The organism is Arcticibacterium sp. SM2516 (genome assembly GCF_057914865.1).
Genome location: NZ_CP195290.1, coordinates 3,011,572 through 3,024,695, shown reverse-complemented (window position 1 = coordinate 3,024,695; position 13,124 = coordinate 3,011,572). Strand labels below are relative to the sequence as shown.

The window sequence follows — 13,124 nt, the reverse complement described above, 5'->3', positions numbered from 1 at the left end:
TTAGAATAAGACATCGCTGCTTTGACTCGTACCGCAATTATAGCGAGCATTTTCATGCATAAGAAAGCCATTCTTTGTCCACCATTTTAAAAATTAAACTTCTGTTCATTTCTTCAAGTGAATGACAGCCCGATGCAGCCAATAATTCCAAAAAATCTTCCAATATGTTTTTTTGGTAATTTCTGACTCTTTTCCATTTTTCAGAAACCACCAAACCTCTCACAAATTTTGGATTATTTGTGGCTACTCCAGTAGGACATTCATTAGTGTTGCATTTAAGAGCCTGGATACAGCCTAAAGCTAGCATCATACCTCGGGCAGAATTACAGACATCAGCCCCGATACAAAGGGCTTTGAAAATGTCAAAAGCCGTAAATATCTTGGTAGCAGTAATAACTTTTATTTCTTTTTTGAGATTGTATGCTTTAAGGGTATCGACAACGAAAATCAGTGCATCTTCCCAAGGCATACCTACGTAGTTTGAGAAATCTATTGGAGCAGCACCCGTGCCACCTTCCGCACCATCCACGGTTATAAAATCTGGTTGTATACCTGTTTCAACCATTTTTTGACATATTTCTATAAACTCCTGTTTACTTCCTATGGCAAGCTTAAATCCAACAGGTTTACCGCTAGATAATTCTCTCAATTGCTGAACAAACTTCAATAGGCCTACAGCATCACTAAAAGTAGAATGCCCGGGAGGTGAGAGCACGGCTATATGTGGTGTTATGCCTCTTATTTTAGCAATTTCCTCATTATTTTTAGTAGCGGGAAGTACTCCTCCATGTCCTGGTTTTGCACCTTGAGATATTTTGATTTCAATCATTTTAACCTGCTCCCAATTTGCCTTTTCTTTGAATTTTTCTGCATCAAAATTTCCATTAGAATTTCGACAACCAAAGTAACCTGTACCGATTTCCCACACTAAATCTCCACCTTGTAAATGGTATATTGATATTCCCCCTTCGCCTGTATCGTGAAAAAAATTGCCCGCTTTTGCACCTTTGTTTAATGCTTCAATGGCATTATTACTCAAAGCTCCAAAACTCATGGCTGAAATATTGAAAAGACTAGCACTGTAAGGTTGTTGGCAATCTTTCCCACCTATGACTACCCGAGGTGGTGTATCCATTTTCTTTGCGGGATAGTTGCTGTGTTGCATCCATTTATAATCATCAGCATATACATTAAGCTCAGTGCCAAAAGGGTGTGTTTGGGTTTGCTCTTTGGCTCGTTCATAAATGTAAGTGCGGTGATTCTTATCAATGGGTTTGCCATCTGTATTGGATTCTACAAAATATTGATGAATCTCAGGACCAATCATTTCTAATAAGTATCGCACATGACCAATTATTGGAAAGTTTCTGAGTATCGTATGTTTTTTCTGAAATAAATCATAGAATCCCAGTATCACCAGCAATACTACAAAAACAAGAAAACCAGGTAATGGCCACAAAATAATACCGATGAGAACGGCAAAAATAAACATGGAGATAAATGTGAACTTAATAGCTTTCTTCATAATGATTTATAATAATTCCCGCAAATAGTTTACATCGCTCTCCGTCGTATCTACTATTTCTGTGAATTTTCCATTCACAATCAATTTTGCCATGGATGGAGCAAAACCCGTCATTTGTTCAACCCGCTCTATTCATTAGAAAATCTCCCGATTTTATCGGGACCGTAGCTAAATTGCTTCAAATCAGTTTGAACTCAATCACCAGATTAGCTCAGGGTAAACCGCTATGCTAATCTCGTTTAAATGTCTGATTTATCCCACTTTAAAACTCATTGCGATTCTCCAATGCATAAACCGGGTTCAAAATTCAGCGTAGGTGGCATGGCCAGAGCATTAGCGTCCGTTAAAATGTTAATTATGCCAGGTTCCTTATGTTTGAATCCGTTTAAGAGAGCTGATTCCACATCTTCAGGCTTTTTAGCCTCCCATTCGGTAATGTTCATCGCTTCTGCCAGTTTTGCGAAATCAGGATTAACTTTAACTGCTCCAACAAGTGTTTATACTATATGGTCAGAAACGTTTTTTGACATAACTCTTTATTGATTAAAATTAAATCTACTACAACGTATGACAGCCTCTAAATTGGTTTGATGAATAACGCTTTGTTGGAATGGGATTTCAATCCCTTCTTTATCAAAAACGATTTTAATCCTTTTTCTAAGCTCTCCGGTTACTTCCCATTGTTTAAGTGGTTGAGTTTCTCCAAGAATCTTTAGTACAATGGAAGAATCTGCAAAGTCATCCACCCGCAAAAACTGAGGAGGTTTAATTATAAGTTCTTTCCATTGAGGGTCTTGGGACAATTCATCACCTACCTTGTCAACTATTTTTATTACGTGCTCTAAATTAGAGTTATAGCCTATTTTCCAGTATCCCTTATCTTACCAGCGGTTAAAAGCCAATTTCGAAATCCTTAAAATGTAAATCTTTATTCAGGAAATAATGGAGTTCAACTTTTGAGTTTTTGGGACCCCAATAGCAGCATCAGCTTGTATTTCAAAGTGTCTCGATGGCTATTTCTTTGTAGTAGGCTTCATACATTTGCGGTCTCTCTTGTTTGCATTAGATTTTCACATTTATATGAAGCCTTTTACACCTAAAAAGCTTAATAACTCAATTAAACCGGACTCAAATAGTCTACTAAGCCTCCACAATCATCTTTCCAGTATTATCTCCTTTAAATAGGCCCAGAAGTGCTTCTGGCAGTTTTTCAAACCCATGCTCTATGGTTTCAGAAAATTTCAACTTGCCTTCTTTTACCCATTTTGCCAACTCCTTATGACCTTGCGGAAAATCAGATTGAAAGTTGCTTACTATAAATCCCTGCATTAATACACTTCGAGTTAATAGCATAGGTTGCAATCTTGGTCCCATTGGGATTTCTGTGCTGTTGTATAAGGCTATTTGCCCACAGAGTGGAATCCTCGCATGAAAGTTAATATTGCTAATAACTGCATCGGAAATTTCTCCGCCTACATTGTCAAAATAAATATCTACTCCTTTTGGACAAGCCGCTGCGATGGCTTTTTTAATGTCAGGATTTGTTTTGTAATTAATGGCATCATCAAAACCAAACTCTTCTTTTAGTGATTTAACTTTTTCGTCAGTGCCAGCTATACCCACTACATGGCAGCCATTTATCTTAGCAATTTGGCCTACTACTAAGCCCACTGCACCAGCAGCACCCGACACTACAACAGTTTCGCCTGCTTTGGGTTTGCCTATATTCATCAATCCAAAATAAGCAGTAAGCCCCGTCATGCCTAATATGCTGAGATAGTAACTTGCCGGTGCAATATTTGTATCTATCCTCTGAATATCCTTTTCCGCTGCAATTACGTTGGTTCGCCAAGGCAGGTTTCCGCTTACTACGTCTCCTATTTTAAAATTGCTCGATTTACTTTCTATTACTTTTGCCACTACGCCACCACTTAGTGGTTTTCCAATTTCAAATGGAGGTACATAAGATTTAGCATCATTCATGCGGCCTCTCATGTAAGGATCTACAGAATAATACATTCCTTCTAATAGTATTTCATCTTTAAGGATACTCGGTAATTCAACATTTTCCAATTTGAAATTTTCTAGCGTAGGGAAGCCCACTGGCCTGGATGCTAATGTAATTTGTTTTGTGGTCATTTTTTTTAATTTAAAATTTGAAAATTGTGCGAATTTTTCACTCTAATAAATGTGTCTTAATAGTTCTTTTCCTTACCTGCGATAGTTTTAAGGGAAGCTGTTAATTTATCAACTGCATCTGATACTGCCTCTTCTGCAGTATCAGCTTGGCTAGTGACAGCAATGGGTTGCTTTCCTTCTTGCCGGGCTTCAATCATACAGTGTATGTCGTTCTGTCCTGTTTTATTTCCATTTTCGTCAGAAAGATGTACTTCTATTCTTGATATGTGAGAACTAAACCTGCTTAGCTCATTATTTATCTGAGCTATAAATGGAGCGGTGTCTTCTTCCTTACCACTTATGGTTTTGTCGGTATTAAATTGAACTGTCATAATTGTTTTTTGATTTGTAAATCTGAAATAGGATCTCTACCGATTTAATTCTTAATATCGAAATATTGCTGCCAACCCCGTTTTAGAAGGCATATCTTGCTTTGGGATAATTAAAACGTCGGATCCATTCTTTTTTGCCATATCGGCTATGTCATCCAACTGGTCGTCTGTTTCGAGCTTATTAATAACTCCATTTTCAATAGAAGCTGAATTGCTATTTATAGCTTTACCCGGTATAATCCGACCGGCCTCAATAAGAATTGTAGCTACCTTACCTTCTGCCATTGCTTTGAAAGCTGTTTCCATATCATCGGTACCCTTATTATTCGCTTTGGCCTGAGCAAATTCTTCTGAAAGGGTTATCACTTTTAGTAAGTACACAGGTTCCATCACTTCCCAAGCCATTTTCACTAGGTTATCAATGGATAAACTTTCCGGATTTTTAAGGATGCCTTCTTTTAAAAGAAAGGGATTATTGCTAACCTCATGGAAAAGGTTATGATGCTCGGGCAAGGCCGCCAATATAAGAGGTAGCTCGGTAGGCTTAGAAAAAGTTTCAAATATTTCTTCACTTATAAAACGGAAAAACTTCTCTGTATCATTATCTATCTGATCTTTTACTCCTCCATCACCATGGTGCATGCTTCCATTACCCACACCGCCATAGGATGCAACGGTAGTATGTTTTTCAGTCACTTCCTTGCCCAGTACTTCTGTAAGGTTTTTTGGCATATCATCAGGTAATGAAATTTCTACCAATGAGTGCCTGTTACCTTCAAAAAGCTGAATCCTGTCGAGGCTTAGGCCTAACACTTGATAGCGGTCTGTGGTTTGTAAATATTGACGGAGTGGTTTTGTATAAAAGCTATTAGCAACAATCGCTAGTTCTTTAAAACTATTTTGTAAACCTACTACCTTGAATACGCCAGGTGCACTAAATATAGCGATTCCAGGTGTGGTATGGTTCCAGAAAGCTTCGTCCTTTATGAGTAATTCTAATGGTTGTAAATGTTGTTTGACCTCATTTTCAGAATATTGTTGCAATAATGATTCCTCCAGTTCCTTAAGTAAATGTTTATAAACTATTGGATCCTGTTGGTTTTCAGGATGACTTTGATGCGTAGGCATGTAAAGTGAAAGGCAAGTTTCATTGTTTACCGTCAGAAGTTCTTGCAACATTTTTTTACTAAGTATTTTCATAATTTGTTTTTCATATTGTTGTTTATGTTCCTAAAGAAAAATTGAATATCACTTTGGAACCATCAGGAGCGATAGCTAGCATTTGAATAATGCCATTTTGTGCAGAAAGGAGAGCCTTATCAATATCTTTTGGTGTTTCAACTGGCTTTCCATTTATATATACAATTATAGTATACTTAGGGATACCTATTTGGTCGAAAAAACCGCCCCTTTTAACTTCCGTAACGACAACACCTGAATTGATATTTAACTGTTGTTTCTGCTCTCTTGAAAGAGACGCAAAACCAGCTCCGAGTTTGTTATATATATTTTCAATTGATTCGTTTAGGTTAGTTGAGGTTTTTGTAGCTTCATCACTTTTTAAAGTAGCCGAAGTAGCATAGACTGTGCCTTTACGTAAATAGCTCAGTTTAATTGTATCCTCAGGTTTATGCCTCGCTATCCTTTCCGAAAATTCTGCTGATGAAGTTATTTTAATGCCATCAACACTTTGAATTATATCGCCCTCTTTTAGCCCTGCCGCTGAGGCGGCACTATTATTTAACACACTTGTTATATAAACACCTTTTACCGTAGATGGGTTGAGCCCCTGTTGCTTAAAAAATTGATCCTCAGCAGAAGGTGAAGGGAACGACACACCCAATATTCCCCTTTTTACCTCACCATATTTTTTTAAATCGTCCAATATTTTTTTAGCAAGATTAACAGGAATGGCAAATGCATAGCCAGCGTAACTGCCAGTTTGTGAAGCAATTGCACTATTGATACCAATAAGTTCACCATTTAGATTTACCAATGCCCCACCACTATTTCCTGGATTTATAGCTGCGTCTGTTTGAATAAAGGATTCAACTGCCGAATTCAGGATTTGCGAATTATCATTTGTGTTATGGCTTTCTTGACGGTTAATAATTCCGATGCTTCGTGCTTTTGCACTTACTATGCCGGCTGTAACCGTTGTATTAAGTGAGAAAGGGTAACCAACAGCCAATACCCATTCGCCTACTTCTACGATATCCGAGTTCCCAAATTTTACGGTTGTCAGCCCAGCAGCATTGACTTTTAATAGTGCTAAATCTGTATTTGCGTCTTGTCCAACCAGTTTAGCGGTAAATACACGTTTATCTGGAAGTATAACTTCAATTTTGGAGGCATTTTCTATTACGTGATTATTGGTGGCTATATAACCATCTGCATCAATAATTATCCCAGAACCGGAACCCATAGCTAAGCTGTTTTTACCTGATAATTCATTATAATTGCCGGTAGCGTTTCCTGAAGCTGGGTATATTGTTTTTATATGCACTACAGAAGGAGTTACAGCTTTTGAGGCTGTAACAAAATCTCCCATTTCATCTTGTGATTTATGGGTAGTTTCTATAGCTGAATGAGCAATGGTATCACTAAAGAAACCCTTTTCTGAGCTGGCTTCATTGTAACAGCTAACTAAACTTGTTTCTATACCAATTAGTATTATTACCAAAATCAATAATGAACTATTTTTCATATCATTTTTATTTACTTCCAAGCATAGTTGGTTTTCTAATGGGTCTACCACCAATTAAAAGGTTTTAATTATTGGCAACAAAAGACTAATTAGCAGTATCATATCTTTCATAATAGTTCTGTAGGCTATTTTCATAATGGTTGCTAATCTCTTGACGGTAAATATATTCTGGACTATTTTTTACTTGTTGTTCAGATAAAACAACAATCACCGAAGCCGTTTCCCAGTTTATTTCCTTGATCCATTTTGGGGATATCAAAACCTTTTTTCCGGGAAACCAATTACCGGTATCAACTACTAAGAAATTGATTTCCCAAGTTTGGTCATCTATGATAAAATCTTCTACATCACCTATTTCACCGTCAGAAGCTTTAATGTTATAGCCGGTTACCTTTTCAGTACTTCTTAAATGCTGATCTATCTCATTTTCCTTACCCTCTGCTTGTATTTTATTTTGAATAGCATGATTGAGCGGCAATGAGGAGGAACTCACCATTCCAGAGTTATCTATTCCACTAGCCCATATTCCGCTTTCCCAATAGTTTGTCCATGAATAGTATCCATATAGCTCGGTTTCCTGATGTCTTGATACGGGCATATCAGTATCAATGTTAGGGCTGCCTTTAATCTGCTCCAAGGTAAGCTTCACTGGGAAAATCTTATTCTCCCAATCGGGTGTAAGTAAAGCCTCTGACGACACCAATATTTTTTTGCCCAAGAGCCAGTTTCCAGTTTCTACTATTAAATATCGAATAGTCCAAGTTTTATCATCAAAGTAAAACTCTTTTACTTCACCTACAATTCCGTCTGTTGCACCTATTGTAAAACCAGTGAGACTTTTTATTTTCCGTTTCATAATTTTGCTTTTTAGATTTATCATTTTGCTCAAAACAGCCTCTCCATTTCTTTCCTGAATGAGAATCTATTTAATAGCTCTGTTAAATCTTACATAAAATAATCATTCCTAAAATCTTCACGTTCGTAAAAGCTCGCAAAGGTACCCGAACCCGGAATAGATTGATCTCGCTTGTAATGGCGAAGCAAGATTAATTCGTTCTCAAAATCTATAGCGTCTCCTTTCTTGAATCGTTTAGTTTTAGCAAAAGTCGAGCAGTCAATTTGATCGGTATTTACCAATTTGTTTTTCTCATCAATAATTACCATTCCAATAGGAATAATCAAGTGATTCTCTCCTTCTTTATTTAGAAACTCATGGACGCCCTCGCTAACAGAATTTTGATAAGTTTTGAATCCCTCTTCAATCAATGTTTCATCAACTTCGACATCGAGATAAACCACACGTTCTGCAGTCTTATTTACTAGCAAATGATCTACTTTCCCAATGATGCGGTTATTTGAGTCTTTGACCTCCCAGCCACGTACATCTTTATAATTTTCGGCCACTTGATAATCCGACAATTCGTCAAGATTAAAAAGGTTTTTATTTGTTACTGACATTTTTTATTTCTTTAAAAGATAAACTAGTTCATTTTTTGAAGCAGATCTGAAGCCTTTGAAAAGTAATTTTTAACTGCATCTTTTTGGTCAAGAGTAAGTATTCCTGGCTTTATTGATGCTGTTGCACTTCGTAATTCTTCAACCTCAGCTCCTAAGCTTGGGTAATTCGCTTTTTGGATGTTTTGTAATACATCGGTTAAAATCTCACCTGCCTTTTTAATATTATCTGCGTGGGTTGTTTCAAACGGGTCTTTAACAATCATTTTTGCAAATTTTTCTACTTTTCCTAAACTCTCCTTTACATCAAAGCCGACCTCGTTGGCCATGGCACTTGTAGCCAAGGTGAGTTTAAGTAGAGCATCATTTGTATATGCGTGGCTTAGACTCATCTCATCCTTACTATGATCTATAAAGTTTACATAAGACACCACAACGGCATTTTTTTCTTTTACAACTATTAGATCATTTTCATTAGTATGATTAATGGATTGGGCTTCATTTGCCGAATCTTGATTGTTATTGTCATTATTTAATAGGAAATAAAACAGTAATGACACAACCAGAAGGCTAAAAAGTAACCAAGGCCAAAGCTTTCTCTTCTGTTCAATCTTAATTTCTGCCATGATAATTTATATTTGAATGTCCAGTTTATTTTTTGCAAATATTTAAAATTTAAAGTTCGGCAGGTTTCTTGGAATAGGATTTACACAATTTTTGTAGATGCTTACATCATTGACAGATCAGGACTTTAAGTTTACAAAAGCTCCGCTGCTATCTCCGTCTAAAAGGCTCCTAGCATTTTATTATGCATCAAATTTTCATTTTTAGGGAAGGCTATATGGCGTGGTAACAAAAAAGGTGTAAACCTAAAAATCCCGCTTAAACAGCGGGGTTTTGTGTTTTTAACCATTAATAAATTTCCAACGAATCTCGTCTCAATAGCCAATTAGAAATAGTTAGGCACAAGCGAATTCCAAATCTTAGCAAGACCTTAAATTTGACTTCTGCTGAGGACTTTGAATGGACTGAATAAATGCAGTTCAAGTAAATTTAACCCGCTTTATTCATTAGAAAATCTCCCAATAGATATCGGGACCGTAGCTAAATTGCTTTCCATCAGCAAGATCTGGGTAATACAAATTAGTTAGTAAACCCATTTAAACTCAATCACCAGAACCCTTCGAGATTAGCTCAGGGTAAACCGCTATGGTAATCTCGTTTAAATGTCTGATTTATTCCACTTTAAAACTCATAACGATTCTCCAATGCATAAACCGGGTTTAAATGAAAAGAGACCAATCTAAGTAGATGGTCTCTTGGGATTAATTGTCACGATTTTCAAAATTCTCTTGATCTTTTATTTTTACTCTTCTTACCACCAGGTAGATAAAGAGGCCAAGAGCTATGGTGATAAATATAGATTCCATGTCATTCATATTTATTTAAATTTTACAGCCGTACCATAGGCTAATATTTCTGAGGCTCCTTGCATCACCATGGATGTGGCCAGTCGTATATTGACAATCGCATCTGCACCCAATCGTTGGGCATCCTGCTCCATTCTTTGTAAAGCTTGTTCACGGGCTTGGGCTTGAAGTTTGGTGTATTCTTCTATTTCTCCACCTATAATGTTTTTAAGACCCGCAAAAATATCTCTACCGATGTTTCTGGCTCTTACGGTGCTGCCTCTGGCGACGCCTAAAATCTGGGCTATTTCTTGGTTAGGTACTGTTTCTGTAGTTGTTAGTATCATGTCTTTTTGTTTAATTATGAATACAATTTACTTAGAAAATAACTTACTATCTATCAGAATCGGACAAGTGATTTGCTGAATATTTTAAATGGCATTGAGGGCGTTTAATGGGTAAAATATCATTTGACCTTTTTTTTAATTAGCATGTATCAGCAAAGAGTAGACGTATCTTAACAATTAGCATATACCTAGGATTGTTAAGGATTGAAATTGAAATACTTTTGTGGAAATTATCATATGATGTATAGAAGTCTACCTGTAATCGTTCTTCTTTTAGCCCTATTTCCTTTTTCAGCCGATGCCCAAAAGTTTCAAACACTTACTGGTACGGTAATAGATTCTGTTACTAACGAACCCTTATCTTTTGCTTCTGTAAAGCTTGAAAAAGGAGGTAAATTAATTACAGGTGTTCAAAGTACAGATGATGGCGGCTTCAGAATAGAGACATCTACAAACGAGGTTTATATTATCAAAATTGAATATGTGGGCTACGCCTCAAAATCAATTGAAGTTAATATGATTGAAAATAATGCTAACTTTAATTTAGGTGCTTTGGGCTTGGCTCCACTCAGCCAATTATTAGAAACTCTGATAGTGACAGGTATAAAACCCAATATGGTGACCACACTGGAAAAGCAGATTTTTGATTCCGAACAATTTGAGGTAGCCAAAGGCGGAACAGCAGCCGACTTGATAAAAAACATACCTTCTGTCACGGTTAACGTGGAAGGTGAAATTTCTGTAAGAGGTTCAAAGGGCTTTGTAATTATGGTAAACGGAAAGCCTAGTGCTTTAGACCAAACCACCATTTTGTCGCAAATCCCGGCAAATACCATCCAAAAGGTCGAAATTATCTCAGTACCTTCTGCCAGATATGAGGCAGACGGTAAGGCAGGAATTATTAATATCGTTACCAAGAAAGGAGCCATGGATGGGCTAAGTGTTTTTGCAAACCTGCAATACGGTTTACCTAGGATAAAAGCTTATTTTAATGAGAAAGAGCCGCAAAGACAGGGTGTAGATGCTACTTTGAGTTATAGGAAAGAGAAGTTAGCGTTGAATGTAGGACTTAATTACCTCCAGAATGATATAGCAGGCAGAAGAGTAGGGGACGCTTTTACGATTATAAATGACGTGAAAACCATTTTTCCAAGCGAAGGTGAAAGAAGCTTTATAAGGGAAAGTTATGGGGTAAGAGCAAATGCTACTTACAATTTAAATACAAAAAATGAACTGACGGCTGGAGTATATTTAGGAAGTCGTGAGCAGTACAGAACCGCCAATATTGTCTATCATAATACCAAAGTTAATGCGGCTTCTGGCGAGCCAATAAGTGCTTATTCATATTATAATGGAAACCAAGTGTTAAAGGCTGGAGACTTTCAGGTTTATAATTTAGATTATTTACACAAGTTTGAAGACCAATCTTCTATCAGTGTTTCGGGCTTAGTAGAAAATGCTCAGCTGGATGGTAATACTAAAAACAGAAACTTAAATCAGTTTGATTATTCTGACACACTTCAATATACCTTTAATACCGGTGAAAACCCTCTAAACGCCTTACGCTTAAAAGTGGATTATGAGAAGCCCATAAAGGTGGGTGTGCTATCCTTTGGGTATCAATACAGACTTCAAAATCAGGATGGTGTTTTTAGATACTTGGAGAAAAGTGGGAGTAATCTTCCATTTGTACAGAACGACGTCTTTAGTGCGGATATCAGGGTGGAAAACAGAATACATGGCCTTTATGGGATGTATAGTGTTAAATTCGACAAACTGGAATTTAGCTCTGGACTGCGATATGAGAAATCTGACAGGGTTTTTAAAGACGGAAAATCAGACGATTTTCATCTAGACCTATCCAACTTGTTTCCTTCTGCCAATATCATGTATAGTTTAGGGCATGACTGGAGGCTGAAAGCAGGATACAGCAGAAGGGTGCAGCGTTCTACCAATAACGAGCTGAACCCATATCCTGAAAGAGAACATTCAGAAACCTTGGAGCAGGGCGACCCGCGTATCAGACCTGAGTTTATTGGAATTACAGAAGTGGGAATTAGCAAAGACGCTCAGAAACTTTCTGTTTACATGACGCTCTATCATCAGCATATTACGGATATAGTGAACAGGGTAAATAGCGTTTATAACGACACCATCTTGAATCGTATTTTTACCAACGCCGGAGTAGCAAATCTGGTAGGTTCTGAATTGGGACTCACTTGGGCGGCTTCCAAAAAAGTAAAATGGTTTATGGGAGGGAATGTTTACAGACTGAATATTAACGGAGCACTTTTTGAAAACGCAGTAAGTGTTGACAGCAGAGGCTGGGTTTACTCCTTGAACTCCAATCTTTCGTATAAAATAACACCGACTTTAAGTTCTCAATTTAATTTTTCTTACATGTCGGCAAGAAATACCGCACAAGGCGAAGATTCTCGTTTTTATCAGCCGAACCTTTCCATAAAGAAGAGTTTTATGAATAATAAAATGACGGTTGGGGCTCAATGGCAGAATATGGCTTTTGGAAATATGGGCGTAAATCAGCAAAGAATTACCACTTTTGGCTCTGACTTTTTTACCACCACGAATTATATTCAGGAGACTAATATTGTGCTGTTAAACTTAAGTTTCAATTTCAATCAGCGTGACGGTAAGGTCAAATTGCCTTCAAGTGAGTTTGGAGAGAAGGAGTTTTGATTTCTCTTTGCATAAAAATTTGTTAAGACTTTGCTAGGCTAGCTTTCTCGTTTTTCTTCACGAAGAGTTGAATCCAAATGATTCTTGAAAGTCGATAGTTGAAAAAGCTTAGGAGAATGAGAACTGCCATGATGAAACCTAATATTCTAAGGTCAAAAGTTTCTTCAAAGAAACGACTGGCGACAAAATAGGTTAGGAATATTTCCATAATGGAAAGACCATAGCTGGCATACATGGCTCCCATGAAAAAACCGGGCTCTTTTTCAAATTTAATATGACAAGCTTTGCAGGTCGTATTCATTTCAGAAAAACCAAAGCTGAAGAATATGTTTTTGGCTTTAAACACTTTTCCTTTGCCACAATTAGGACAATCGTTACTTAAAAGGCTTATTAGTTTTGAAATCATGAGTTTGTCTTTATTTTTATACAAAAGTAAGGGACTCTAGGGCACTTTAATCCTATGAAAATCGCTTC

12 protein-coding genes and 1 pseudogene are annotated in these 13,124 nt (G+C 37.0%); 1 reads left to right on the top strand and 12 read right to left on the bottom strand.

The features are described 5' to 3' along the window. Positions 1–52: 52 nt before the first annotated feature. The 11 genes and pseudogenes from ACSBFT_RS12540 to ACSBFT_RS12490 all read right to left on the bottom strand — a co-directional run bounded on the left by ACSBFT_RS12540 (position 53) and on the right by ACSBFT_RS12490 (position 9,953). On the bottom strand, positions 53–1,525 hold the full coding sequence (locus ACSBFT_RS12540) for an FMN-binding glutamate synthase family protein (RefSeq protein ID WP_489600884.1): 1,473 nt from the start codon (positions 1,523–1,525) through the stop codon (positions 53–55). 269 nt (positions 1,526–1,794) lie between these two features. Then, positions 1,795–1,989 (bottom strand): annotated as a pseudogene (locus ACSBFT_RS12535) (hypothetical protein); the annotation flags it as partial. 72 nt (positions 1,990–2,061) lie between these two features. Next, on the bottom strand, positions 2,062–2,388 hold the full coding sequence (locus tag ACSBFT_RS12530; RefSeq protein ID WP_489604835.1) for a hypothetical protein: 327 nt from the start codon (positions 2,386–2,388) through the stop codon (positions 2,062–2,064). A gap of 277 nt (positions 2,389–2,665) precedes the next feature. Beyond that, complete coding sequence (locus ACSBFT_RS12525; RefSeq protein WP_489600883.1) at positions 2,666–3,664, bottom strand: NADP-dependent oxidoreductase; 999 nt, start codon at positions 3,662–3,664, stop codon at positions 2,666–2,668. A gap of 56 nt (positions 3,665–3,720) precedes the next feature. Beyond that, the gene (locus tag ACSBFT_RS12520) at positions 3,721–4,035 is read right to left on the bottom strand and encodes an HPF/RaiA family ribosome-associated protein (RefSeq protein WP_463045341.1); all 315 of its coding nucleotides are present in this window, start codon (positions 4,033–4,035) and stop codon (positions 3,721–3,723) included. Between the two features lie 51 nt (positions 4,036–4,086). Then, positions 4,087–5,235, bottom strand: a complete 1,149-nt coding sequence (locus ACSBFT_RS12515; RefSeq protein WP_489600882.1) for a baeRF3 domain-containing protein — start codon at positions 5,233–5,235, stop codon at positions 4,087–4,089. A 22-nt stretch (positions 5,236–5,257) separates the two neighbouring features. After that, the gene (locus ACSBFT_RS12510; protein ID WP_489600881.1) at positions 5,258–6,763 is read right to left on the bottom strand and encodes a trypsin-like peptidase domain-containing protein; all 1,506 of its coding nucleotides are present in this window, start codon (positions 6,761–6,763) and stop codon (positions 5,258–5,260) included. Positions 6,764–6,827: 64 nt separating this feature from the next. Further along, a complete protein-coding gene (locus ACSBFT_RS12505) occupies positions 6,828–7,598 on the bottom strand; it encodes a PRC-barrel domain-containing protein (RefSeq protein WP_489600880.1) in 771 nt (256 codons plus the stop codon). 89 nt (positions 7,599–7,687) lie between these two features. Continuing rightward, a complete protein-coding gene (locus tag ACSBFT_RS12500) occupies positions 7,688–8,200 on the bottom strand; it encodes a PRC-barrel domain-containing protein (RefSeq protein WP_489600879.1) in 513 nt (170 codons plus the stop codon). Positions 8,201–8,223: 23 nt separating this feature from the next. After that, positions 8,224–8,823 carry a hypothetical protein gene (locus ACSBFT_RS12495; protein WP_489600878.1) on the bottom strand — a complete coding sequence of 200 codons (600 nt, stop codon included), beginning with the start codon at positions 8,821–8,823 and terminating at the stop codon, positions 8,224–8,226. 815 nt (positions 8,824–9,638) lie between these two features. After that, positions 9,639–9,953, bottom strand: a complete 315-nt coding sequence (locus ACSBFT_RS12490; RefSeq protein WP_463046251.1) for a YbjQ family protein — start codon at positions 9,951–9,953, stop codon at positions 9,639–9,641. 237 nt (positions 9,954–10,190) lie between these two features. Between ACSBFT_RS12490 and ACSBFT_RS12485 the strand changes: the two genes are divergently transcribed. Next, entirely contained in the window at positions 10,191–12,650 is a 2,460-nt protein-coding gene (locus ACSBFT_RS12485; protein WP_489600877.1) for a TonB-dependent receptor, read from the top strand. A gap of 22 nt (positions 12,651–12,672) precedes the next feature. On the opposite strand, the gene ACSBFT_RS12480 is transcribed toward ACSBFT_RS12485, so the two are convergent. Next, positions 12,673–13,056, bottom strand: a complete 384-nt coding sequence (locus ACSBFT_RS12480) for a hypothetical protein (protein ID WP_489600876.1) — start codon at positions 13,054–13,056, stop codon at positions 12,673–12,675. Positions 13,057–13,124: the final 68 nt, after the last annotated feature.

Bases quoted from the DNA above. Each gene is read 5' to 3' on its own strand.
- ACSBFT_RS12540 (WP_489600884.1), bottom strand. From the start codon at position 1,525: ATGAAGAAAGCTATTAAGTTCACATTTATCTCCATGTTTATTTTTGCC.
- ACSBFT_RS12525 (WP_489600883.1), bottom strand. From the start codon at position 3,664: ATGACCACAAAACAAATTACATTAGCATCCAGGCCAGTGGGCTTCCCT.
- ACSBFT_RS12520 (WP_463045341.1), bottom strand. From the start codon at position 4,035: ATGACAGTTCAATTTAATACCGACAAAACCATAAGTGGTAAGGAAGAA.
- ACSBFT_RS12515 (WP_489600882.1), bottom strand. From the start codon at position 5,235: ATGAAAATACTTAGTAAAAAAATGTTGCAAGAACTTCTGACGGTAAAC.
- ACSBFT_RS12505 (WP_489600880.1), bottom strand. From the start codon at position 7,598: ATGAAACGGAAAATAAAAAGTCTCACTGGTTTTACAATAGGTGCAACA.
- ACSBFT_RS12500 (WP_489600879.1), bottom strand. From the start codon at position 8,200: ATGTCAGTAACAAATAAAAACCTTTTTAATCTTGACGAATTGTCGGAT.
- ACSBFT_RS12495 (WP_489600878.1), bottom strand. From the start codon at position 8,823: ATGGCAGAAATTAAGATTGAACAGAAGAGAAAGCTTTGGCCTTGGTTA.
- ACSBFT_RS12490 (WP_463046251.1), bottom strand. From the start codon at position 9,953: ATGATACTAACAACTACAGAAACAGTACCTAACCAAGAAATAGCCCAG.
- ACSBFT_RS12485 (WP_489600877.1), top strand. From the start codon at position 10,191: ATGATGTATAGAAGTCTACCTGTAATCGTTCTTCTTTTAGCCCTATTT.
- ACSBFT_RS12480 (WP_489600876.1), bottom strand. From the start codon at position 13,056: ATGATTTCAAAACTAATAAGCCTTTTAAGTAACGATTGTCCTAATTGT.